The organism is Arthrobacter sp. A2-55 (assembly GCF_025548615.1).
In the GTDB taxonomy this organism is placed as follows: Bacteria; Actinomycetota; Actinomycetes; order Actinomycetales; family Micrococcaceae; genus Specibacter; species Specibacter silviterrae.
The window spans coordinates 1-22,722 of the sequence record NZ_JAJLOZ010000074.1; the positions used below are offsets into that span (position 1 = coordinate 1).

Consider the following 22,722-nt stretch of genomic DNA (forward strand, 5'->3'; position numbering starts at 1 on the left):
GGCTAGCCAGGAAGGGCTAGGCCTTCGGGAGGGCGGCCAGCAGTGCGGTTCCGTCCGGCACGCCAAGGCCCGTGCAGGCGTCCCAGCTCGGCGTGGCGTGGTAGCTGCCGTTGTTGCCGTCGGTGATGTCGCGGAAGCCCGGAGTGGCTGCGCCGCCGCCGGACAGGCCGTAGAGGGCCGGCTGCAGCAGCCCCAGCCCCTTGCCGCGTGACTGGGCCAGCCGGGCAATGAGGGCGGCCCACAGGGGAGCCACGGCACTGGTCCCGCCAATGACCATGTCGCTGCCGTCCACCCTCACCCGGTAGCCGGTTTGCGGATCGGCCACCGCGGCAACGTCGGGGACGCCGCGCCCCTGGGGAACCGACGCTGGCCCGGCGCCCGAAAGCACTGTGACGTGCTGCTGCCAGGCGGGCAGCGGGAAGGCATCACTGACCCCGCCGCCGGTGGCTGAGTGGCTGGAGTCGTTCCAGACGGTCTCCGAGTTCACCGCCCCCGTCACCGGATCCGCCGAAAGCCGTGTGCCGCCGCAGGCGAGCGCATGCGGGCTCGACGCCGGGAAATCGGCGTGGTTGCGCCCGTCGCCGGCGTTGTCGGCGGAGCCGTTGTCACCCGCCGCCACCGTTACCGTCACACCGAGCAGGGCTGCGTCGACCAGGGCGTTGTCAAAGGCGGTTTTGGCCTGTGCCGTCCACGCGTCCTCGCTCTGGCCCCAGCTGATGCTGATGGCGGCCGGGGCGGGGGAGTCGTGGGCGGCCTGGCTCAAGGCATCGAGGAATCCGGCATCCGTGTTCGGGGCAAAGTACACCTTGATGGCAGCCCCGGGCGCCAGGGCACCCGCAACCTCGATGTCGAGGAGGACCTCGCCGTCGGCCCCTTGGGGGTCCTGGCCGGGGGCGTTGGCTGCGCCGTCCACCCCGATGGCAGTTACGGCCGGGCCTTGGATGCCGAGGGAGCCGAAGTAGGCGTCGAGGTCTGCGGCGGCAAAGCCCCCTCCCAGTTCCAGGATCGCGATCACTTGTCCCGTGCCGTCGGTGCCGGCCGGAAAGTTGTACACGCGGCCCAGGTCCAGGGGCGTGTAGCTTACGGATCCTGCGGCGGCCGGGGCGAAGTGAAACTGGGCGCGGGCGGTGGGCCTGTCGTCGAGCCCCAGGACCGCCACCACCACCCCCTCCAGGGCTGCGGGGATGCTGAGGCCGCCGGTACGGTGCCGGTGCGCCACCGTTTGCTGGTCCGGCGCCACGCTGGACACGGGCTCCAGGCGGGTGCCGAAGATGGTGCACAGCAGGCCCACCTGGCCGGTGATGCGAATCCTGCGTGACGCTGCATCCACCTCCGTAACCTGTGCGCCGAGCCTGGTCATGGTGGAGGTGGCCAGTTCGACGTCGGCCGGCGAGGCGCCATAGGCGGCCAGCTCGGTGCGCGAGAGGATCCTGCCCAGCGCTTCGTCCGGAACAGGCTGCGTGCGGCGCAACACCAGGGTGACGGAAATTTCCTCGTTGTAGAGGGCCTCGAAGCCGGCCTCCGCGGCGGCCGGACGGTGGAGGGCCTGCGGGGCCGGCTCCCTGGTGCTGCCCGGCAGCGGAACCAGCTGTGGCTGTTCGGCTTCGCCGGCATGCCTGCCGCGGGCGCCCGGCTGGGCTGGATTGGATTCAGTGTTCTGGTTCATGGTGCACACCTTCCGTCGTTACAGGCGATGCTACGGCCGATGTCCGACACAAACAACGATCATTGGCCCGTGGCGGCCAGTTGGCCACGGGCTGACTTGTGGGCAAGACTGGGAGTGCCCACCCACAGAGGAGAGTGCCGTGAATGGTTCAGTAAACCCTGTCCGGATTGTTGTTGGAGTTGACGGATCGCAGGCATCGCTGGCTGCCCTGCGGGAGGCGGTCGGGCTCGCGGAACAGCTGGGCGCGGCCGTCGAGGCGGTGGCTGCCTGGGAACCGCCCGCCAAGCCCTCCAGCTACCAGGCACGTGGCATTGGCAGCTTTGAGGAAGGGGCGCGGCGGGTGCTTGACCAGGCGTTGGCGGACGCTTTTGGCCCGGTCCTGCCGCCGGCCCTGTCCGCGCGCACCGAACGCGGAGGCGCGGCAGCGGTCCTGGCCGACGCGAGCCGCGGGGCACGCTACCTGGTTGTGGGACGCCGCGGCCACGGCGGCATCATGGGCACACTGCTGGGTTCGGTCAGCGCCCAGAGCATCAACCAGGCAGACTGCCCCGTCATCGTGGTGCGCTAGGGGCTGGCCAGCCTAGCGGCGACGTCGCCGGAAACCTGGCCACGGCCTTCGACGGCGGCCCATTCGGCGCGCCGGTAGGCCTGTTCCAGGGCGGCAACGGCTTCCCTGTATCCGGCAAGGGCTTGTTCCGGCCCGTAGCGAAGTGCCTCGGCCTTGGCCATGGCCCTGGCCAGCAATGCCGTTTCCGCCACGCGGATGTCGCTCATGTCCGGGAAGTCGATGGCCGCCGCGGGGTCAAGCTCGAAACGGCTCCACCTCAGCGCCACGGCATCCTGCCGGGCCGCCAGGGAATGGCGAACGGCGTCATCCAGCTGCCGCGCCCGGATGGTGGCACGGGACGCCAGCACCTGTGCGAAGAGCCGTGCACAGAAAAGCCACGTTGCGGCTGCCAGGGCCGCCAGCGCGGCACCTGCCCAGCGGTTGGCCGCCGTCGTAAGCAAAACGGCCGGCGCCACAATGCACAGCCCGGCAAAGCCGTACCAGAAGGCGGAGTCCGGATCTTTTTCAAGGGCGGGGCGGGACTTGACCAGCCAGGCTGTCCCCCCGGTCGCGGAAACCACCACGGCGGCCACCGCCACCAACTGAGCCACGGCTTCGACCACCATGACGCCACCTCCCGATCCTTACCTTCCATTGCATGCCCTTTGCCGGGGAAGGTCAAGGGCTGGCAGGGGCAGGCGTCCGGGTCCCATTTTATGGAGGCTTCAACTTCTGATAATCTGGCGAAATCCACGGGCCTCCCGGCAAGTTTGCTTGCCGGTCGCAGATAACGGGTGGACACTTATATCCGTTGCTTAGCTGAGGAGAATTGCATGCACTTGACGCCCCGTGAACAGGAAAAACTCATGATTGTGGTGGCAGCCGATTTGGCCCGGCGCCGCCAGGGCCGCAAGCTCAAGCTGAACCATCCCGAGGCCGTCGCCATCCTGACGTATGAACTCATCGAAGGCGCCCGGGACGGCCGCACGGTGGCCGACCTCATGGGCTGGGGGAGCACCATCCTCACCCGCGACGACGTCATGGACGGCGTGGCCGAAATGATCAAGGATGTCCAGGTCGAGGCGACTTTCCCCGACGGCACCAAGCTGGTCACCGTCCACAACCCCATTCGCTAGGCGTGCTTCCCCGCCGCCAGCAACGCGATTCCACAATCGATGAAAGGCCAGCCGTGATACCCGGAGAATATGTCCTGCGCACCGACCCCCTACGATGCAACGCCTCATCCGAGGCCGTGACGGTACAGGTGACCAACCGCGGCGACCGCCCCGTCCAGGTCGGTTCGCACTACCACTTTGCCGAAGTCAATGACGCCCTTCACTTCGACCGTGCCGCAGCGTACGGGCGCCGCCTGGACATCGCCGCCGGCACTGCCGTCCGCTTCGAACCCGGCGACGCCAAGTCCGTCCGGCTGATCGAGCTGTCGGGCACCCGCGAAGTCCACGGCTTCCGCGACCAGGTCAACGGCCCGCTCGACACCCCGGCAGGAACCAATCCCGGCGCACCCCAGGACGGCAGCAAATGAGCTTTGAACTAAGCCGCAAGCAGTACTCGGACCTCTACGGCCCCACCACCGGGGACGCCGTCCGCCTCGCGGACACCGAATTGTTCGCCGAAATTGAGCACGACCACACCAAGTACGGCGAGGAAGTGGTCTACGGCGGCGGCAAGGTGATCCGCGACGGGATGGGCCAAAACGGCCAGCTGGTCCGGGACGAGGACATTCCGGACACCGTTATCACCAACGTGATTGTGCTGGACTACACGGGCATCTACAAGGCGGATGTGGCGCTGCGCGACGGCCACATCTTCAGGATCGGCAAGGCCGGCAACCCGCAGATCTCCGACGGCGTCACCATCACCATCGGCGCGGCCACGGACATCATCGCTGGCGAAGGCAAAATCCTCACGGCCGGCGGCATCGACACGCACGTGCACTTTGTCAGTTCCGACCAGATTCCCGTGGCCCTGGCCTCCGGCGTCACCACGCTGATCGGCGGCGGCACGGGCCCCTCCGATGCCAGCAAGGCCACCACCGTCACGCCCGGCGCCTGGCACATCTCCAAAATGCTCCAGGCCGTGGACAACATGCCCATCAACATTGGCCTGCTGGGCAAGGGCCACGCCAGCGCCCGGGAACCCCTGGCCGAACAGATCCGGGCCGGCGTCATCGGCCTGAAGGTCCACGAGGACTGGGGCGCTACCACCTCCTCCATAGACATGTCCCTGCAAGTGGCCGACGAATTCGACGTCCAGGTGGCCATCCACTCCGACACGCTCAATGAATGCGGCTTCGTCGAGGACACCATTGCGGCCATCGGCGGGCGCGTCATCCACACCTTCCACACGGAAGGTGCCGGCGGCGGCCACGCCCCCGACATCATCAAGGTGGCGGGCCTGCCCAACGTGCTGCCGGCGTCGACCAACCCCACCCTGCCCTATACGGTGAACACGATCGACGAGCACCTGGACATGCTCATGGTCTGCCACCACCTCAGTCCCGACATCCCCGAGGACGTGGCGTTCGCCGACTCCCGCATCCGCAAGGAAACCATCGCCGCCGAGGACGTGCTCCATGACATGGGCATCTTCTCCATCACCTCCTCCGATTCCCAGGCCATGGGCCGCGTGGGCGAGGTGGTGCTGCGCACCTGGCAGGTGGCCGACGCCATGAAGCGCCAGCGCGGCAAGTACGACGACGACCCTGAAGTCGGTGACAATGCGCGCCTCAAGCGCTTTGTTGCGAAATACACGATCAACCCGGCCATTGCCCACGGCATCGCCGATTCCGTGGGCAGCATCGAGGAAGGCAAGTTTGCCGACCTGGTGCTGTGGGAGCCGGCGTTCTTCGGCGTCAAGCCGGAAATGGTCATCAAGGGCGGCCAGATGGTCATGAGCGTCATGGGCGATCCCAACGCCTCCATCCCCACGCCGCAGCCGCGGACCCTGCGGCAGAACTTTGCGGCACTGGGCCGCGCCGTGCATTCATCGTCCATCACCTTCATGTCCCAGGCGGCCATTGACGCCGGCGTCCCCGCGCAGCTGGGCCTACAGCACGAGGTCCGGGCCTGCCACGGCATCCGAAACCTCACCAAGGCGGACATGAAGCACAACGGCGAAATGCCTGACATCGAAGTGGATCCCGAAACCTATGAGGTCCGGGTGGATGGCGAAGTGGTCACGGCCGAGCCCTCAGCCGTGCTGCCCATGGCCCAGCGCTACTTCCTGTTTTAGAAGGAGAACCATTGATCATCAGCGCCATACTTGGCAATAAGTTCGACCCCGCCACGGACACCTTTGACCCCGCCGTTCTCGCCGGGCTGCATGAGGAAAAGGTGGTGCTGCCCTCCGCGGCCCTGGTCAAGCGCATCCAGCGCGTGACCACGGACCATGGCCGGGAACTGGGCATCATGCTCGACGGCGGCCACGCGCCGGACCTCCGTGACGGCGACGTGCTCCACCTCGACGCCACCGGGGCGATCGTCATCTCCGTGGAACACACGGACGTCCTCGTCATCGCCCCCGGCTCCATCCGGGAAATGGGCGTGGTGGCGCACAATCTGGGCAACCGGCACATGCAGGCACAGTTCTTCGGAGAGGACAGCGAATACGGCGCCCAGGTCATGGTGCTGGCCTACGACCACACGGTGGAGGACTACCTCAAGCACGTGGGCGTGCAGTACTCCCGGCAGGAACGCATCATGCCCGTGCCGTTCCGGCACGCCGAACACACCCACTGATGCCCGCCATGCCTGCAGCCGCGCCCACCTACCTGCTGCCGCTGCTCCAGCTCAGCGACTCGGCACTTCCCACCGGCGCATTCAGCCACTCACTGGGGCTGGAAACCAGCCTGCACCGGGGAGAGGTCCGTGACGAAGCCACGTTCGCCGACTGGCTCACCCAGTTCATCCGGATCCAGCTGGTCCACAGCGACGGCCTGGCCATCCGCCTAGCCTGCGAAGCGGACACCCCGGCAGGGTTGTTCCGCGTGGATCGGGAACTGCACGCTTCAGCACTGCCGCGGGAAATCCGCGAGGCAGGGGTGAAGATGGGCGCGCGCATGCTGGACATCGCCCTCGCCGTGGCGCCGTCCCCCGAACTTCAGTGCTACGCCGACGCCGTGGCCAGTGGCGACTGCGCGGGCCACCCCGCCCTCGCGTATGCCGTGGCCGGAAAGTCCCTCGGTGTCCCGCTGGCGGAACTGCTGGCCAGCTACCTGTTTTCCGCCGCCACCTCGCTGACCCAAAATGCCATCCGCGGCATCCCGCTCGGCCAAAACGCCGGCCAGCGTGTCCTTGCCGCTGCGCACCGGGAGGTGCGGGACGCCGTCGTGCGTGTCCAAACGCTGGGGCGCGAGGACTTCGGCGTGACGGCACCGGGCCTTGAAATCGCCCAAATGCAGCATGAGCGCCAGCGGGCCCGAATGTTCATGTCCTGACCCGCCCAACCCGACGCTCCCTCACTTTTCGGGGTCATTCCATCGACGCTCCCTCACTTTTCGGGGTCTTTCCCCCGACGCTCCATCACCTTCCGGGGACCACACCGAACACCGCAAACATTGACACAAGGAGACACACATGAAACCGATCAGGATTGGCATTGGCGGCCCGGTGGGCGCCGGCAAGACCCAGCTCGTGGAGCGCCTGACCCGCGCACTGGACGGGCAGGTCTCCTGCGCGGCGATCACGAACGACATCTACACCATCGAGGATGCGAAGATCCTGGCCGCGAACGGCGTGCTGCCGCTGGACCGGATCATCGGCATTGAGACCGGAGGATGCCCGCACACCGCCATCCGCGAGGACACATCGATGAACTCGGCTGCCGTGGCGGAACTGGAGGCGCGGCACCAGGACCTGCAGGTGATATTCATCGAGTCGGGGGGCGACAACCTCTCCGCCACGTTCAGCCCGGAACTGGTGGATTTCTCCATCTACATCATTGACGTGGCCCAAGGGGAGAAGATTCCGCGCAAGGCGGGACAGGGCATGATCAAGTCCGACCTCTTCGTCATCAACAAGACGGACCTGGCACCCTACGTGGGCGCGGACCTGTCCGTCATGGAGGCCGACACCCTCGAATTCCGCGGCCACAAGCCCTACTGCTTCACCAACCTGAAGACCGACGACGGCCTGGAACACGTGATCAACTGGCTCAAGCGTGACGTGCTCATGCTGGACCTGGCGAACTAGGGGCTCCGGTGGTCGAGTCTGCCCCCGTGGTCGAGCTTGCTCCGGTGGTCGAGCTTGTCGAGACCCAGGCAAGCCCCGCTGTGGGGCGTCTTGGAGCCGTGGGGGAGTGGGCCGGCACCTTGTCATTGGACGTTGCCCGCCGCAACGGCCGTTCCATCGCCGTGCGCCAGCACCATGACGGCGCGCTGCGGATCCTGCGCCCCCACTACCTCGATGAATCCGGCCAGGTCTGCTACGTGGTCATCAACCCGGGAGGCGCGTATCTTGGCGGCGACAGGTACCTGATCGAGCTTGATGTTGCGCCCGGGGCGGACCTGCTGCTGACCACACAGTCGGCAACGAAGATCTACCGCACGCCCAACGACCGGGCCGAGCAGCACATGCGCATCAGCCTCGGCGCCGGTTCGCGGCTGGAACTGCTGCCCGATCCGCTCATCGCCTACCGCGAAGCCAGCTACGGCCAGGTCACCTGCGTGGACATGGATCCGACGGCGTCGCTTGTCATGGCTGAGGTGGTGACACCCGGCTGGTCGCCCGACGGCGGATACTTCCGCTACGACGAAATCCGCCTGCGCAACGAGATCTCCATTGGCGGCCGGCTGACGGTGCTGGACAACTTGCTGATCCGCCCCGGTTCCGGCTCGCCCGTGGACGGCAGCGCCTTCATGGGCGCCTGCACCCACCTGGGCTCCCTGCTGGTGGTGGACGCCCGCGTCAATTCCACCCTCGCCGATGACCTCCATGCGCTGCTGGCACCCAAGGACGACGGCGGCCGGCTGGGGGTCACGCTGTTGGACGGCCCGGGCCTGGCGCTGCGGGCATTGTCCCGCTCAACGGAACAATTGAATGCCATGCTGGGCGCCGCCGTCGACCTTCTCCGGAAGCGCTGGCACGGCCAGGAACCCCTGAACTTGAGGAAATATTAGATGACCGCCCCTGCCCGCCTGGGATATCTGGAACGGGAGAAGCTTCCGCTCGCCCGCAGGGTGGGTGCCACGTTCCTGGCGGTGGCCGTGCTGCACGCCGTCGTGGCGGGACTCATGGTGTTTTCACTGATGACGGATGTGCATCCGCTGGCCTTCGGCCTGGTGGTCACGGCCTATTTGGCCGGTGTGAAGCACAGCTACGACTGGGACCACATTGCTGCGATCGACAATTCCAGCAGGAAATTTGCTTCCCAGGGCAGGGCGCCGGTCAGCGTGGGCTTTGCCTTCAGCCTGGGGCACAGTTCCGTCGTCATGGTGGCCGGGGTGCTGGTGGTCAGCGGTGCCGGCATCATGGGGGCCGTGCTGCATCAAGGATCCGCTCCGAACGTGGCGCTGGCCCTGTTCGGGTCCAGCGTCTCCGCCCTCTTCCTGCTGGCAATCGGGTTGTTCAACGGTTCCGCGTTCCTGAAGGCCAATGAGCTGTTCCGGCGGATTCGCGGGGGAGGGGCTGTTGCGGACGATGAACTGGCGCCCACGGGCATGGTGGCCCGCCTCCTGGACAAGCCGCTGTCCCGCGTGAAGCGCCCCCGCGACATTTACGTGCTGGGCTTCCTGTTCGGCCTGGGCTTCGACACGGCCTCAACGATCGCGTTCCTGCTGCTGACGGCCTCCGCCGCGCTGGCAGGCGTTTCCGTTGCCGCACTGCTGGCCCTGCCCCTCGCATTCACCGCCGCCATGACCTTGTGCGACACGGCCAACGGCATGGCCATGATGAAAATGTACCGCTCCGCCGTCATGCACCCGGCCCGCCGCATCGGCTTCAACATGGTCATCACCGGCCTGTCGGCAACGTCGGCACTGTTCATCTCCGCACTGACCATCGCCGCGATCGTCCACGAAGTCCTGGGCCTGAGCGATCCCGTCACCACCTGGCTGGCCACCGTGGACCTTGGCCATGCAGGGCTGCTGCTGGTGGGGCTGTTCCTGGCGGTGTGGGGCATTGCCGCGCTGGGCTGGCGGAAGGGCCGCCAGTAGTGTGATGTGCCGCATAAATCAGGCTCTGGGTGCCGTGCAACGGATGTCGTGACCCTAGGATTGATGGTTGGAATTATCCCTGGCGGGGCTTTGCATCCGCCACGCAATTTGACGATCAAGTTAGGCCCATGAGGAAAATTATTCAGTTGTCCGCCGCCGCAATCCTGGTTGCCACCCTGGCCGCCTGCGGTACCAATGCACCCGCCGCGACTTCCAGCGGGACGCCCAGCGAAACCACTGCCGCAACGCAGGCGAAGCGTGCAGTTCCCAACGTTGTTGGGATGACGTACCAGGAAGCGTACGAGACCCTGGTCAAGGAAAACTTCTTCGCCCAGCTGGTCGACAAGACCGGCGCGAGGTGGATTGAAGGAAACCCCTGGGCCGACGCCAAGGTTGCCTCCACGGATCCTGCTGCCGGCACCATGACCGATGCATCCTACGTGAAGGTGGCACTCACCGTGACGCAGGAAGAGTACGCCAAGCAGGGCAAGGCAGCCAAGTAGGCCACAAAATTGAGGGAGCCTGCGGGCCACGCCGCCGCTAGGGCAGGCGTGGCCCAGCGGCCAGCATGACGGAAAGGGCCGTCATCATGACCAGGGAGTAGCGGAACATCAGGCGCGACCACCTCGCGGGGCGTTCAGCCTTCAGTCCCCGGATGCCAAGGGCGATCCAGCCCAGGCCCAGCAAACCCATGACGGCGGTATAGCTCCAGCCCGTGTAGCCGAACGGCTGGGGGAGCAGGGAGACGGCCACAAACACCACGGTGTAGGCGAGTATCTGTTCCGTGGTGTTGGCGATGCCGCGCACCACGGAAATGACGGGCACCCCGGCCTGCGCGTACTCATCGTGACGATAGATGGAAATTGAATAGAACGCGGGCATCTGCCAAAAGAACAGCATGAGGAACGCAATGGCGGCGCCGGCGTTGAGCTCCCCGGCGGCTCCCACATATCCGCCCAGGATCGGAGCGGCCCCGGAAATGCTGCCCACCAGCGTGCCGTGGACTGACATCCTTTTGGACAGCATGCCGTAGAGCACCACGTAGGCCAGGTAGCCGCCCAGCCCCACGGCCACCACCAGCCAGTTGGTCCAGGCCATGAGCACCGACATGCCGGCAAGGCCCAGCAGCACTGAATAAATGACGGCATTGCGAGCCTGGACATGGCCCGTGACGGTGGCGCGCTTCCTGGTCCGCTCCATCACGGAGTCGATGTCGCGGTCAAGCACGTTGTTCACAACGCAGGCGGAGGCAATGACCAGGGTGGTGCCCGCGCATACCGCCAGAAACAGCAGCCAGTCAATGTGCCCTGGGCTGGCGAAGAGGAACCCCGCCGCGGCAGTGAGGACGTTGCCGTACAGCACGCCCGGCTTGGCCAGTGAGTAGTAGCGAAGCACCGAATCCCGCCAGGAGGTGCCCGTGGCCCGTGAGGCCAGTGCGCTGTCGGTGCCGTCGATCCGGGATGTGCCGTCCCCGCTGGCGGGTGGGGGCTCGGAACCTCGCGGGGACATGCGCATGAACTCCAATCAGGGGGTGGTCCGGCCAGTTTATCGGCATGGAGGCGCCCACGCCCGGCCGTGTGATCGTGGCCACTACCGGCTCATGTGAAGGGCGCAGCACCCGGCGGTGGCTAGGGCCGCTGTTGGGTCCGCGTGGCCTCCCACGCCATGACCGCCGCCTGCAGCCCTGCAATGACCTCCCCGTCGGCCAAGTCGGCGCCGAGCAGGCCGCCAATGAGGTCCAGCCGCTGGTAGAACACGGACCGTGAGAGGTGGCTGTTGGCGGCGGCGAGCGTCCGGTTGCCCGGATGGGCCAGGTAGGCGCTCAGCACGGGCAACAGGTCGGTGCCGTGGCGGGCGTCGTGTTCGAGGAGAGTGCCGAGGCTGCGCTCCAGGTATGACTGCAGGCGCGGGTCGCTGCGCAGCTGGCTGACCAGCCGGCGCAGGCCTTTCGCTCCCTGGCGGTGGAGCAGGGCCGGCCCGGCGCCGCCGTCAGGGAGGGGGCCCAGTACTTCCACGGCTTCCTGCAGGGAGTCCGCCAGCGCACCCACCTGCTCGACGACGGCGCCCGCAGCCATGGTGGGCGGCCCCGCGGAGTCCCCCACGCCGCGGATGAGCCCATGCAGCCTGACGGCAAAGGAGTCGACCGCGGCGTCCGGTCCGGGCCGGCCGGTGCCGGGTCCGGGCACGGAGACGGCAACCAGCAGCAGCCGGCCGTCCTGGGCATCAACCCTGCCAGCCACGGCACTGGCGCCCATTGAACGTGCCAGCCGGGACACGTCGGCTGCGGAGGGCCACCGGAAGCAGGCGTTCGGTCCGGCCCCGATGGGTGGGAGCCCGCCCCCGGCTGCTCCCGACCGCACCCGTGTACCAGCGCCCAAGGATTTAGGTGCACGTACAGCCAGTCCGCACAGGCGACGGTTCGTGACGGGCAGGCCCATTGCCTCGAAGCGGGCCCGCAGGGTTGTTTCACTGCGGTACCGTCCCTGCAGCAGGGAGGAAAGCAGCCAGTGCTGGCTGGCGGGCGTCCAGTTTTCCGCCGAACCGTCGGCGAGCCGGCTCAGCGAAAGTGCCACGGCGGCCTGTTCCAGCACCAGTGCCCGCCCGGCGGGGTGGGGTGCGCCGTCGAACGCGATCAGCCAGCCCCAGCGGGTGCCGCGGGCTTCGACCGGAGTGACCAGCCAGCCCTCCGAACCCAGGACGGAAGTGCGTGCGTCGTGCCTGGAATCCGCGGCGTCCCCCGGGCGGGCGCGGTGGGCGGCACGGGCGCGCATTTCCCAGCCGTCAAGCAGGGTGTGCTCGTCAAGTCCGGCCGTGTCGAAGGCAACCACCTGATGCGCCATGTCCTCCAGGACCACGGGACAGCCGAGGACTGCCCCGAGCTGGGCCACGATGTAGTCGGCGGGAGAGCCGCGCAGGCTTAGTTCCGAAAACAGTGCGTGGACCTCGTCACGGGCCTGCAGTGCCGCCATTTGTTCGGCGATGATGCGCCCATGCACCGATTCGGTGACGCTGACAAACTTGACCCGGCGGTGCAGCACCACCAGGGGCAGGCCATGGGCGTCGCACCGCTCAAGCAGCTCCGCCGGGACATCCGCGTAGCGCGTGCCAAGCTCGAGCACCAGCCCGGCAACCTGGGCGGCGGCCAGTTCGGCCATGTATCCGGCCATCCAGTGGGTGCCTTCGGGCCAGCCGACTCCGGTGGCCAGCAGGAGCTCGCCGCCGTCGAGCAGGCCGGCCACGTTCCGCGACTCGACGACGTGGACCCAGCGCACCGGCAGGCCCAGTCCGGCAGCACCGGCCACCACCTCAGCATCGCCGGCCGCCAGCACTGGCAGGGCCAGCACCTCGGCCACCGTCGGCAGCCCCGGACGATCCGTCCGGACGCCGGCCGGATTCCACTCACTTTTCACACTCTGCTCCAGCCGAGGGATGCAAATATCACTATCAGGAGCCTACAACAGCTGTCGGACACATTGTCTGGCTGGCGCGGTCCATGCCTGGGTCGACTACCGCAGGCCTGAAAACGCGGGTTTTACCGAAGGAGACATTCATGACCGCCAGCCCTGACGTTGCGAACGACGTCGAAAGTTCCATCCGCCACAACGACCGCCACCACGTGCTGCATTCGTGGTCCGCCCAGGCCGCCATTGACCCCCTGCCGGTGGAAGGCGGCCTGGGCTCCACCTTCTGGGACTACCAGGGCAACCGCTACCTGGACTTCGGCTCACAGCTGGTCAACCTGAACCTGGGGCACCAGCACCCGGACCTTGTTGCGGCGATCCAGGAGCAGGCCGGGAAGTTGGCCACCATCCAGCCGGCGTTTGCCAACGATGTCCGCGGCGAACTGGCCGCCCTGATCGCCGCCAAGGCACCCGGCACGCTCAACAAGGTCTTCTTCACCAACGGCGGCGCCGAGGCCAATGAAAACGCCGTCCGCATGGCCCGCCAATTTACGGGCAAGTCCAAGATCCTGGCCCAGTACCGCTCCTACCACGGGGCCACGTCCACGGCCATGCAGCTCACGGGCGATCCCCGCCGATGGGCCAATGAGCCCGGCGCGGCCTCCGTGGCGCACTTCTTCGGCCCCTACGCCTACCGTTCGCCGTTCCACTCCAGCACCCCCGAAGAGGAGAGCGCCCGGGCGCTGGAACACCTGGAAGGCGTCATCGTGCTGGAGGGGGCCTCCACGATTGGCGGCATCATCATCGAGACGGTGGTGGGCACCAACGGCATCCTGGTGCCGCCGCCGGGCTACCTGCCGGGCGTACGCGCGCTCTGCGACAAGTACGGCATCGTCTACATCGCCGACGAAGTCATGGCAGGCTTTGGGCGCACGGGCGAGTGGTTTGCCGTGGACGGCTTCAACGTCATCCCCGACCTGATCTCCTTTGCCAAGGGCGTGAACTCCGGCTACGTGCCCCTGGGCGGAGTCATCATGAGCGACGCCATCGCAGCGATCTTTGACGAAGTCGCCTACCCTGGAGGGCTCACGTATTCCGGCCACCCGCTGGCCTGCGCCCCCGGCGTGGCAACATTCAAGCTCTTTGAGCGCGACGGCATCCTGGCCCATGTGCGCGACCTCGGCGGCCGCGTGGTCCGGCCAATTCTTGACTCCTGGGTGAAAAAGCACCCCAGCGTCGGAGAGGTGCGCGGCCGGGGCCTGTTCTGGGCCGTGGAGCTCGTCACCAACAGGGAGACCCGTGAACCGCTGGTTCCGTTCACCGCCGCCGGCGATGCGGCACGCCCCATGGCGGAGGTCGTGGCGGCCTGCAAGGCCCGCGGCGTCTGGCCCATGACCAACAACAACCGCATCCACATCTGCCCGCCGCTGGTCATCACGGAGGGTGAACTGCGGACGGGCTTGGCCGCCATTGATGAGGCGTTGGCGGTGGCCGACGGGTTCGTGCGCTAGAGCCCTTTACAGCGTTGATATGAGTTGTAGACTCGAGTGAATACTTCGTATTCCGTAAAGGGGCTCCTGATTCCGTCGGATTCAGGAGCCCTGCCGTTTCCTGTCCGGCAGGCAGCGCAACCACAAGAAGGCCAGGAATGACCACCACCCTGTACAAGAATCGCGGACTCTTTATCAACGGCGCCTTTGTGCCGGCGGCCAGCGGGAAGACGTCATCCGTGGTCAACCCCGCCACGGGCCGTGAAATCGCCGTCGTGGATGTCGCCAACGCCGACGACGTCGACCGCGCCTACGCTGCCGCCCGCGCCGCCGCGCGGAGCTGGGGGAGGACCACCCCGTCCGAGCGGCAGGCCGCCCTGCTGAAACTGGCCGACCTCCTCGAGGAGCACGCCGCGGAATTTGTTGAACTGGAAAGCGCCCAGACCGGTCAGCCCTTCGAAATGGTGGCCGTGGACCAGGTTCCGCCCTGCGCGGACCAGCTGCGCTTCTTTGCCGGTGCGGCACGCACCATGGGTGCCTCGGCCGCCGGCGAGTACGCACCCGGGAGGACGTCGTTCATCCGCCGGGAGCCCATCGGCGTCGTCGGCCAGGTGACGCCCTGGAACTACCCGCTCATGATGGCCGTCTGGAAGATTGCACCGGCCCTGGCCGGTGGCAACACGATTGTGCTCAAGCCCTCCGACACCACGCCCTTGACCACCCTGCTCCTGGCCGAACTGGCCGCAGAGGTGCTGCCGGCCGGCGTGTTCAACGTGGTGACGGGGGACAGGGACACGGGGCGCGCCGTCGTCGAACATGCCGCCCCCGAACTGGTCTCCATCACCGGCAGCGTCCGGGCAGGCATGGAAGTGGCCAAGTCGGCGGCGCTGGACCTCAAGCGCACCCACCTTGAACTGGGCGGAAAGGCGCCCGTGCTGGTGTTTGCCGATGCCGACCTTGCGAAGGCGGCCAAGACCATCGCCATGGCGGGGCTGTACAACGCCGGCCAAGACTGCACCGCGGCAACCCGCGTGTTGGTCGAGGCCTCCATCCACGATGAATTTGCCGCAGCCCTGGCCGCGGAAGCCGCCGGCTACAGCGTTGGCGGACCCGAGGACCACGCAGATATGGGTCCGCTGAACAACGCGGCCCAGCTGGCCCGCGTGGCCGCCGTGGTGGATGCCCTGCCGGCGCACGCCAGGGTCCTCACGGGAGGGCACGCGATTGACCATGGGGGCTACTTCTATGAGCCCACGGTGGTCGCCGGGCTGCTTCAGCACGATGCCGCCATCCAGGAGGAAATCTTTGGTCCGGTCATCACCGTCCAGGCATTTGACTCGGAGGAGCAGGCCGTCGAGTGGGCCAACGATGTTCCCTTTGGGCTGTCCTCGAGCGTCTGGACCCGCGATGTGGCCCGCGCGCTGGACCTGAGCCGGCAGCTGGACTTTGGCGCCGTCTGGATCAACGACCACCTCACGATCAGCGCGGAACTGCCCCACGGCGGCTTCAAGCACTCGGGCCACGGCAAGGACCTGTCGATGTACGCCCTTGAGGACTACACCCGCGTCAAGCACGTCATGGTGAACCTTGAGCGCGACTAGGCCTGGTTGGCGGACATGCCGGCGCCCGAAGGCAAGCGGGTATTCTGTCAGTGAACGGCACACCATCCACCCCGCCGTCCCTGACAGCCGCTCAAAGTGCATGCCGGGACCGCCATTTTCGCGGGCGAGATCGTCGTCGACACGCCCACAAGGAGCTCCCCGTGACCACACACCCTGATTCCTCACTGAACGAACTTGACGAGATTTCCAAGCGGATCATTGAACAATTGCAGGAGGACGGCCGGCGGTCCTACGCGGCCATCGCCGAATCCGTGGGGCTGTCAGACGCCGCCGTGCGCCAGCGCATCAAGCGGCTCATTGACAGCAAGCTGCTGGAAATCGTGGCCGTGACCGACCCCTTGCGCGTGGGGTTCACCCGCCAGGCCATGATCGGGGTGCGGATCAATGGGCAGCTCGGGGACGTCGCGAAGGCGCTTGAGTCCTTCAGCGAGGTCAGCTACATAGTGCTCACGGCCGGCCAGTACGACCTTCTCGTGGAGGTGGTCTGCGAGGATGACGACCATCTCCTGCGCCTGCTTGGCCGCATGCGGGAACTGCCGGCCGTTACGTCCACCGAGACGTTCATGTACCTTAAGCTCCACAAGCAGCGCTACGACTGGGGCACGCGCTAACCGTCTTGGCATCCTGGGCCGTGAACAGGAGCCACATGGTTAGAGCAACTCCTGGGCTTTAATGAGGGCGGCGCGCAGAATACGTTCCATTTCATCGAACTCGGGCTGGCCGATGATCAGCGGCGGGGAGAGCTGGATGACGGGGTCGCCGCGGTCGTCGGCGCGGCAGTACAGGCCGTTGGCGAAAAGTTCGTGGGACAAAAAGCCCTTGAGCACCCTTTCGCATTCTTCAGCGCTGAAGGTTTCCTTGGTTGCCTTGTCCCTGACGAGTTCAATGCCGTAGAAGTAGCCCGCCCCGCGTACGTCCCCGACAACGGGCAGGTCCAGGAGCTTCTCCAGCGTGGACCGGAAGGCGGCTTCGTTGGCGCGGACGTGGCCGTTGATGTCCTCGCGCTCGAAGATGTCCAGGTTGGCAAGCGCGACGGCGGCCGACACCGGATGCCCGCCAAAGGTGTAGCCGTGCGAAAAGACGTGGCTGCCGTCGGCAAACGGCTCATAGAGCTTGTCCGAGGCGATGAGTGCGCCCATGGGGGAGTAGCCGCTGGTCAGTCCCTTGGCGCAGGTGATCATGTCGGGGACGTAGTGGTAGCGTTCGGCGCCAAAATACGTGCCGAGCCGGCCAAACGCGCAGATGACTTCGTCGCTGACCAGCAGCACGTCGTACTCGTCGCAAATTTCCCGGACCCGCTGGAAATAGCCGGGAGGCGGTGGGAAGCAGCCGCCGGCGTTTTGGACCGGTTCCAGGAACACGGCGGCAACGGTGTCTGGACCCTCCTCCAGGATGACGCGCTCAATCTGGTCGGCGGCCCACCGGCCAAAGGCCGCCGGATCCTCGCCATGGACGTCTGCGCGGTAGATGTTGGTGTTTGGCACGCGGAAAGTGGAGGGCACCAGCGGCTCAAAATCAGCCTTGAGTTCGGGGATGCCCGTGATGGACAGGGCGCCGTGCGTGGTGCCGTGGTAGGCGGTGGTGCGGGAGATTGCCTTGTGTTTGCCCGGCTTGCCCTTGATCTTGAAGTACTGCTTGGCCAGTTTCCAGGCGGACTCCACTGCCTCGCTGCCGCTGTTGGTGAAGAACACGTGGTTGAGGTCTCCGGGGGCCAGGGCCGCCAGCCGTCCGGCGAGCTCCGCGGCGGGCTCATTGGCGTAGGACCACAGCGGGAAGTACGCAAGCGTCTCGGACTGCCGGGCAGCTGCCTCGGCCAGTTCTCGGCGGCCGTGGCCCACCTGGACCGTGAACAGGCCGGCCAGCCCGTCCAGGTAGCGTTTTCCCTGGTCGTCATAGACGTAGGCGCCTTCACCGCGCACGATCATCGGCAATTCCGACTGGTCGCCGGGCTGGGCGGAAAAGTGCAGCCAGAGATTGTCGTGGGCTGCCTTGCGGTATGAGGTTCCCGACTCCGGGCCGGCCATCACTGCGGACATGTTAAGGGCTCCTTGGATCCATCGGGCACGTCGTCTTCGATGCGCCCGTGCTGATCAGTCTGCCCGGCAAAACATCTCTTGACAAGGGAATCTGAACTTATTGTTTGGATATGCTTCTGTATCCATCGTTTCTACGGTTCAATATTTGAAATGGCTTGAAAAGTCCGGCAAATTCGATATTGCTCACGGGAAAGCGGGAGCGGCCCGCAGTCAGCCGCGCGCCGCGCCCGCGCTTTCGCGCAACACGACTTCGCCAGTGATCCCGGGGGCGGGGGCGCCGTTGGGATCCAGCGCCAGGCCCGCGGCGATCCGCCCAATGTCCTCCAGCGGGAGCCGGTACGTGGTCAGCCCGGGGGAGTGGTCGCGAAGCGTGGGGATGTCATCGAAGCCGGCCACCTGCACGTCCTGCGGGATGCGCAGCCCGCGCGAGCGAAGGGCTGTCATGGCGCCCAGGGCCATGACGTCATTGGCGGCCAGGATGCACAGGCCGGGTGCGCCGCCGTCGTTCTTCCCGGCTCCTGCGGCAACCGGCATGCCCGGCAGGTCCAGGCACTCAAGGGTGGCGTCATAGCCGCCGCGGCTGTTGAAGGCCCCCGGAACCACGGCCACAGCTTCAATTCCGGCAGCGGCGAGGGCGGCCGTGAAACCTTCGACACGGTACCGGGCGGTGTTCCGCTCCGGCGGCCCGGCGAGAATGGCAAAGCGGGTGTGCCCCCTGTCCAGGAGGGCGGCGGCCAGGGCGGCGGCGCCCTCCCGGTTGGGCAGCGGGAGTGATAGCGCCCCGGGGATGCCGGTGGATCCCAGCGCCACCACGCGCCCGCCGTTCTTGATGTAGCGGCCCAGTGCGCTGGACACCCTGGGGTCTTCGTCCTGCAGCCGGGAGGCGGCGAGGATGATCGCATCGGTGCGGTAGGAAATGAAGGCGTTGACGGCGGACAGTTCGGCGCTGCCCTCCGGTTCGCCCCCGGCAATGTCCGTCCCGGCGAGCAGCACCTGGCGGCGGTGTTGGAGGGCCGTTTCCTGGACACCGTGGGCGATGGCGGAAAAGTACGGGTCCGCAATGTCGTGCACCACCAGTCCCACCAGGCCCGTGGTGGAGCGGGCCAAGGCCTGGGCCTGGGCGTTTGCCACGTAGCCGAGCTCCTCCGCGGCGGCCCGGACGCGGTCTGCGATGGCCGGGGCTGGAGTGCGCGCGGAGCCGTTCAGGACCCGTGAGGCGGTGGCGAGGGACACGCCGGCCTGGCGGGCCACTTCGGTTAGTTTGACGCTCACGGTGGTGTCCTTGTCGTGGAGGTGCGGATGGAATGTTTCAGTCCGCCCGGGGAAGCCCTTGACCGGACGCTGTCTCCAGCATATATTGGAAAGCGCTTTCCAAATTTCAGGCCACGCCGGACCCTCCGGCACGCACTTACCACCGGGAGAAGCACGTGACGCTGACAGCATCCACCGACCAGGCCACCACGGCAGCCGAGGCAACGGCAGGCGCCGCCGGCGCAGACGCAGCCGCAGCCGCAGACGCAGCCGCAGACGCAGCCGCAGACGCAGCCGCAGACGCAGCCGCAGGCGCCAAGAAGAAGGTCATCCGCATTGCCATGAACGGCATCACCGGCCGCATGGGCTACCGCCAGCACCTGCTGCGCTCCATCCTGCCCCTGCGCGAGTCCGGCCTGACGCTGGAAGACGGCACCAAGGTCGCCATCGAGCCCATCCTCGTGGGCCGCAACGCGGAGAAGGTCCGCGAACTTGCCGAGCTGCACAACGTTGAGCACTGGACCACCGACCTGGACGCGATCATCGCAGACCCGACTGTCGACGTCGTCTTTGACGCCTCCATGACCAGCCTGCGCGCCGCCACCTTGAAGAAGGCCATGGCCAACGGCATGCACATCTTCACCGAGAAACCCACGGCTGAGACCCTGGAGGAGGCCATCGAGCTGGCACGCATTGGCCAGGAAGCCGGCATCACCGCGGGCGTCGTGCACGACAAGCTTTACCTGCCCGGCCTCGTCAAGCTGCGCCGCCTGGTCGACGAAGGCTTCTTCGGCCGCATCCTCTCCATCCGCGGCGAGTTCGGCTACTGGGTCTTCGAAGGCGACCACCAGGCCGCCCAGCGCCCCTCCTGGAACTACCGCAAGGAAGACGGCGGCGGCATGACCACCGACATGTTCTGCCACTGGAACTACGTCCTTGAAGGCATCATTGGCCGGGTTTTGACCGTCAACGCCAAGACCGCAACCCACATCCCGGCCCGCTGGGACGAGGCAGGCAACGAGTACAAGGCAACCGCCGACGACGCCGCCTACGGCATTTTCGAGCTGGAAACCCCGCAGGGTGACGCCGTCATTGGCCAGATCAACTCCTCCTGGGCAGTACGCGTCTACCGCGACGAGCTCGTGGAATTCCAGATCGACGGCACCCACGGCTCCGCAGTTGCCGGCCTGAACAAGTGCGTCGCCCAGCAGCGCGCCCACACCCCCAAGCCCGTCTGGAACCCGGACCTGCCCGTCACCGAATCCTTCCGCTCACAGTGGCAGGAAGTCCCGGCGAACGCCGAGCTGGACAACGGCTTCAAGCTGCAGTGGGAAGAGTTCCTGCGCGACGTCGTCGCCGGCCGCGAACACCGCTTCGGCCTGCTCTCCGCAGCCCGCGGCGTGCAGTTGGCCGAGCTGGGCCTGCAGTCCTCCGACGAGCGCCGCACCCTGGACATCCCGGAAATCGAGCTCTAACCATGGCCATTTCAATCACCCTTCCGCTGCCGGACGGCAGCCTTGAAGCACTCACGCTGAACGGGACCGGCCCGTGGCACAAGCCGACGGCGCTCATCACCTCCCGCAAGGTCTACGCCGCCGCGCACGTCACCCCCAAGGTTTTGGGCAACAACGTGCCCGGCGCCCCGGCCGACATTGACTGGGATGCCACCCTGGCCTTCCGCCGTGAGCTGTGGAGCTGGGGCGTGGGCATTGCCGATGCCATGGACACCGCGCAGCGCGGCATGGGCCTGGACTGGGCCGCCACGCAGGAGCTCATCAACCGCTCCGCCGCCGAGGCCGCCCTCATCGCCACGCCGGAGCGCACCGTGCGCGACCTCCTGGCCTGCGGTGCCGGCACCGACCAGCTGGACCCCGCAACCGTGGAGCCCGGCGAGGATGGCCTGGCCGCCGTGCTTGCCGCCTACCGCGAGCAGATCGCCGTCGTCGAGGCCTCCGGCGCCAAGGTCATCATCATGGCCTCGCGCGCCCTGGCCAAGGTTGCCAGCGGCCCCGCGGACTACCTGGCCCTCTACGGCACCTTGCTGTCAGAGGTCAAGGAGCCCGTTGTCCTGCACTGGCTCGGCACCATGTTCGACCCCGCCCTGGCCGGCTACTGGGGCAGCGACGATGTCGCCGCCGCAACCGCCACCTTCCAGCAGCTGACCTCGGCGCATGCCGCGAAGGTGGACGGCGTCAAGGTTTCCCTGCTCGACGCCGGACACGAAGTTGCGCTGCGTGCGTCACTTCCGGAGGGCGTGCGCTTGTACACGGGCGACGACTTCAACTACCCCGAGCTGATTGACGGCGACGGCTCGCACTACTCGGATGCACTGCTGGGCATCTTTGCCGCCATCGCGCCTGCCGCCTCAACGGCTTTGCAGAAGTACGACGCCGGCCAGCCCGCCGAGGCACGTGCCATCCTCGATTCCACGCGGGATCTTGGCCTGCACATCTTCGAGGCACCCACGTACTACTACAAGACGGGAATCGCCTTCCTCGCGTGGCTGAACGGCTACCAGGCCGGCTTCCAGATGGTCGGCGGCCTGCACTCGGGGCGCGACCTCAACCACCTGGTCAAGCTGTTCCGCCTGGCCAACACGGCACAGCTGCTGCTGAACCCGGAGCTGGCCGCCAATCGCATGGCCGGATTCCTGAACGCCGCCGGCGTTGAATCAGCAGTTCTGGAAGGAGCCGACGCATGAGCACCTTTGAGAAGCTGTCCATCAACACGGCCACGATCAAAAAGGCATCGCTTGCCGAAGCCCTGGACCTCAGCGTCGCCGCAGGCTTGAAGCACATTGGCCTGTGGCGCGACAAGGTGGCTGAGGTCGGGCTGGAAACAGCCGTGGAAATGGTGAAGGCGTCCGGCCTGCAGGCTTCCAGCCTGTGCCGCGGCGGCTTCCTGACCGCTGCCGAACCGGCCGGCCAGGCAGCCGCGCTCGAGGACAACAAGGCCGCCATCCTGGAGGCGAAGGCCCTCGGCACCACCGAGATCATCATGGTGGTGGGCGGGCTTCCCGACTTCAGCGTGGCGCCCGGTGCCGTTGACGGCGGCGGCGAGGCAAGCGCCGTCGTGGGCGGCAAGGACATTTGCGCTGCACGCCAGCGCGTGGCCGACCGCCTCGCCGAACTGGTGCCCTTCGCCCTGGAACACGGCGTGCGCCTGGTCCTGGAACCGCTGCACCCCATGTACGCCGCCGACCGCGCGGTGCTCTCGACCCTGGGCCAGTCCCTGGACCTGGCAGCGCCGCACCCGGTCGAGGCCGTGGGCGTCGTGGTGGACACCTTCCACGTGTGGTGGGACCCGTCGCTGCAGGGGCAGATTGCCCGCGCCGGTGCCGAAGGCCGGATCGCCTCCTACCAGGTGTGCGACTTCAACCTGCCCATCGCCGCCGACGCGCTGCTGTCCCGCGGATTCATGGGCGACGGCGTCATTGACTTCGCGTCGATCGGCCAGTGGGTTGCCGAGGCAGGCTACAACGGTGTCGTCGAGGTGGAAATCTTCAACGAGGACATCTGGAACCTGCCGTACGCCGAGG

At 66.9% G+C, this 22,722-nt stretch carries 22 protein-coding genes; 16 read left to right on the plus strand and 6 right to left on the minus strand.

The genetic code is table 11. The annotated features are described in order from the left end of the window. Positions 1-16 precede the first annotated feature (16 nt). The gene (locus LPN03_RS17070; RefSeq protein ID WP_262455229.1) at positions 17-1,666 is read right to left on the minus strand and encodes a protease pro-enzyme activation domain-containing protein; all 1,650 of its coding nucleotides are present in this window, start codon (positions 1,664-1,666) and stop codon (positions 17-19) included. 139 nt (positions 1,667-1,805) lie between these two features. Here LPN03_RS17070 and LPN03_RS17075 point away from each other — a divergent pair, with 139 nt between their 5' ends. Then, the gene (locus LPN03_RS17075; protein WP_262455230.1) at positions 1,806-2,234 is read left to right on the plus strand and encodes a universal stress protein; all 429 of its coding nucleotides are present in this window, start codon (positions 1,806-1,808) and stop codon (positions 2,232-2,234) included. Here LPN03_RS17075 and LPN03_RS17080 read toward each other — a convergent pair. Beyond that, complete coding sequence (locus LPN03_RS17080) at positions 2,231-2,839, minus strand: hypothetical protein (RefSeq protein WP_262455231.1); 609 nt, start codon at positions 2,837-2,839, stop codon at positions 2,231-2,233. The two genes, LPN03_RS17075 and LPN03_RS17080, sit on opposite strands and share 4 nt — an antisense overlap. Before the next feature lie 207 nt (positions 2,840-3,046). Here LPN03_RS17080 and LPN03_RS17085 point away from each other — a divergent pair, with 207 nt between their 5' ends. The 9 genes from LPN03_RS17085 (at position 3,047) to LPN03_RS17125 (ending at position 9,887) form a co-directional block, all read left to right on the plus strand. Further along, entirely contained in the window at positions 3,047-3,349 is a 303-nt protein-coding gene (locus tag LPN03_RS17085; RefSeq protein ID WP_165182533.1) for an urease subunit gamma, read from the plus strand. Positions 3,350-3,402: 53 nt separating this feature from the next. Then, positions 3,403-3,756 (plus strand): urease subunit beta, encoded by a 354-nt coding sequence (locus LPN03_RS17090; protein ID WP_262455232.1) that lies wholly within the window; start codon positions 3,403-3,405, stop codon positions 3,754-3,756. Next, positions 3,753-5,465: an urease subunit alpha gene (ureC, locus tag LPN03_RS17095; protein ID WP_165182531.1), complete on the plus strand. Its 1,713-nt coding sequence runs from the start codon at positions 3,753-3,755 to the stop codon at positions 5,463-5,465. Before LPN03_RS17090 ends, ureC begins: the two co-directional genes overlap by 4 nt. 11 nt (positions 5,466-5,476) lie before the next feature. Beyond that, positions 5,477-5,971: an urease accessory protein UreE gene (gene ureE / locus LPN03_RS17100; RefSeq protein ID WP_165182530.1), complete on the plus strand. Its 495-nt coding sequence runs from the start codon at positions 5,477-5,479 to the stop codon at positions 5,969-5,971. An 8-nt stretch (positions 5,972-5,979) separates the two neighbouring features. After that, on the plus strand, positions 5,980-6,669 hold the full coding sequence (locus tag LPN03_RS17105) for an urease accessory protein UreF (RefSeq protein ID WP_262455244.1): 690 nt from the start codon (positions 5,980-5,982) through the stop codon (positions 6,667-6,669). A 139-nt stretch (positions 6,670-6,808) separates the two neighbouring features. After that, the gene (gene ureG, locus LPN03_RS17110) at positions 6,809-7,423 is read left to right on the plus strand and encodes an urease accessory protein UreG (RefSeq protein WP_165182529.1); all 615 of its coding nucleotides are present in this window, start codon (positions 6,809-6,811) and stop codon (positions 7,421-7,423) included. Between the two features lie 26 nt (positions 7,424-7,449). After that, entirely contained in the window at positions 7,450-8,349 is a 900-nt protein-coding gene (locus tag LPN03_RS17115) for an urease accessory protein UreD (protein ID WP_306986572.1), read from the plus strand. Continuing rightward, positions 8,350-9,384 (plus strand): HoxN/HupN/NixA family nickel/cobalt transporter, encoded by a 1,035-nt coding sequence (locus LPN03_RS17120; protein ID WP_165182528.1) that lies wholly within the window; start codon positions 8,350-8,352, stop codon positions 9,382-9,384. 128 nt (positions 9,385-9,512) lie between these two features. Then, on the plus strand, positions 9,513-9,887 hold the full coding sequence (locus tag LPN03_RS17125) for a PASTA domain-containing protein (RefSeq protein WP_165182527.1): 375 nt from the start codon (positions 9,513-9,515) through the stop codon (positions 9,885-9,887). A 37-nt stretch (positions 9,888-9,924) separates the two neighbouring features. Here LPN03_RS17125 and cyoE read toward each other — a convergent pair whose 3' ends face one another. Beyond that, a complete protein-coding gene (gene cyoE, locus LPN03_RS17130) occupies positions 9,925-10,893 on the minus strand; it encodes a heme o synthase (RefSeq protein WP_165182526.1) in 969 nt (322 codons plus the stop codon). 119 nt (positions 10,894-11,012) lie between these two features. Beyond that, entirely contained in the window at positions 11,013-12,794 is a 1,782-nt protein-coding gene (locus tag LPN03_RS17135) for a PucR family transcriptional regulator (protein WP_262455233.1), read from the minus strand. A gap of 140 nt (positions 12,795-12,934) precedes the next feature. On the opposite strand from LPN03_RS17135, the gene LPN03_RS17140 reads away from it, so the two are divergent. From LPN03_RS17140 to LPN03_RS17150, 3 genes are all read left to right on the plus strand, one after another. Beyond that, positions 12,935-14,296 carry an aspartate aminotransferase family protein gene (locus tag LPN03_RS17140; RefSeq protein WP_262455235.1) on the plus strand — a complete coding sequence of 454 codons (1,362 nt, stop codon included), beginning with the start codon at positions 12,935-12,937 and terminating at the stop codon, positions 14,294-14,296. Positions 14,297-14,433: 137 nt separating this feature from the next. Further along, positions 14,434-15,876, plus strand: coding sequence for an aminobutyraldehyde dehydrogenase (locus tag LPN03_RS17145; protein WP_262455237.1), 1,443 nt, complete (start codon positions 14,434-14,436; stop codon positions 15,874-15,876). Between the two features lie 161 nt (positions 15,877-16,037). Continuing rightward, positions 16,038-16,508 carry an Lrp/AsnC family transcriptional regulator gene (locus tag LPN03_RS17150; RefSeq protein ID WP_165180647.1) on the plus strand — a complete coding sequence of 157 codons (471 nt, stop codon included), beginning with the start codon at positions 16,038-16,040 and terminating at the stop codon, positions 16,506-16,508. Positions 16,509-16,547: 39 nt separating this feature from the next. Here LPN03_RS17150 and LPN03_RS17155 read toward each other — a convergent pair whose 3' ends face one another. Further along, positions 16,548-17,933: an aspartate aminotransferase family protein gene (locus tag LPN03_RS17155; protein ID WP_262455239.1), complete on the minus strand. Its 1,386-nt coding sequence runs from the start codon at positions 17,931-17,933 to the stop codon at positions 16,548-16,550. Positions 17,934-18,143: 210 nt separating this feature from the next. Then, the gene (locus LPN03_RS17160) at positions 18,144-19,205 is read right to left on the minus strand and encodes a LacI family DNA-binding transcriptional regulator (protein ID WP_262455240.1); all 1,062 of its coding nucleotides are present in this window, start codon (positions 19,203-19,205) and stop codon (positions 18,144-18,146) included. Positions 19,206-19,525: 320 nt separating this feature from the next. Here LPN03_RS17160 and LPN03_RS17165 point away from each other — a divergent pair, with 320 nt between their 5' ends. From LPN03_RS17165 to LPN03_RS17175, 3 genes are all read left to right on the plus strand, one after another. After that, complete coding sequence (locus tag LPN03_RS17165; RefSeq protein WP_262455246.1) at positions 19,526-20,659, plus strand: Gfo/Idh/MocA family protein; 1,134 nt, start codon at positions 19,526-19,528, stop codon at positions 20,657-20,659. A 2-nt stretch (positions 20,660-20,661) separates the two neighbouring features. After that, positions 20,662-21,885, plus strand: a complete 1,224-nt coding sequence (locus tag LPN03_RS17170; RefSeq protein ID WP_262455241.1) for a dihydrodipicolinate synthase family protein — start codon at positions 20,662-20,664, stop codon at positions 21,883-21,885. Beyond that, the coding region (locus tag LPN03_RS17175) for a sugar phosphate isomerase/epimerase family protein (protein ID WP_262455242.1) at positions 21,882-22,722 on the plus strand (841 nt) is incomplete at its 3' end. The genes LPN03_RS17170 and LPN03_RS17175, both read left to right, overlap by 4 nt.

Coding starts and splice junctions, on each gene's coding strand:
- LPN03_RS17105 (WP_262455244.1), top strand. CDS start 5,980: ATGCCTGCAGCCGCGCCCACCTACCTGCTGCCGCTGCTCCAGCTCAGC.
- LPN03_RS17165 (WP_262455246.1), top strand. CDS start 19,526: ATGAACGGCATCACCGGCCGCATGGGCTACCGCCAGCACCTGCTGCGC.
- cyoE (WP_165182526.1), bottom strand. CDS start 10,893: ATGTCCCCGCGAGGTTCCGAGCCCCCACCCGCCAGCGGGGACGGCACA.
- LPN03_RS17140 (WP_262455235.1), top strand. CDS start 12,935: ATGACCGCCAGCCCTGACGTTGCGAACGACGTCGAAAGTTCCATCCGC.
- LPN03_RS17155 (WP_262455239.1), bottom strand. CDS start 17,933: ATGTCCGCAGTGATGGCCGGCCCGGAGTCGGGAACCTCATACCGCAAG.
- LPN03_RS17085 (WP_165182533.1), top strand. CDS start 3,047: ATGCACTTGACGCCCCGTGAACAGGAAAAACTCATGATTGTGGTGGCA.
- LPN03_RS17070 (WP_262455229.1), bottom strand. CDS start 1,666: ATGAACCAGAACACTGAATCCAATCCAGCCCAGCCGGGCGCCCGCGGC.
- LPN03_RS17125 (WP_165182527.1), top strand. CDS start 9,513: ATGAGGAAAATTATTCAGTTGTCCGCCGCCGCAATCCTGGTTGCCACC.
- LPN03_RS17170 (WP_262455241.1), top strand. CDS start 20,662: ATGGCCATTTCAATCACCCTTCCGCTGCCGGACGGCAGCCTTGAAGCA.
- ureC (WP_165182531.1), top strand. CDS start 3,753: ATGAGCTTTGAACTAAGCCGCAAGCAGTACTCGGACCTCTACGGCCCC.
- LPN03_RS17080 (WP_262455231.1), bottom strand. CDS start 2,839: ATGGTGGTCGAAGCCGTGGCTCAGTTGGTGGCGGTGGCCGCCGTGGTG.
- ureG (WP_165182529.1), top strand. CDS start 6,809: ATGAAACCGATCAGGATTGGCATTGGCGGCCCGGTGGGCGCCGGCAAG.
- LPN03_RS17120 (WP_165182528.1), top strand. CDS start 8,350: ATGACCGCCCCTGCCCGCCTGGGATATCTGGAACGGGAGAAGCTTCCG.
- LPN03_RS17145 (WP_262455237.1), top strand. CDS start 14,434: ATGACCACCACCCTGTACAAGAATCGCGGACTCTTTATCAACGGCGCC.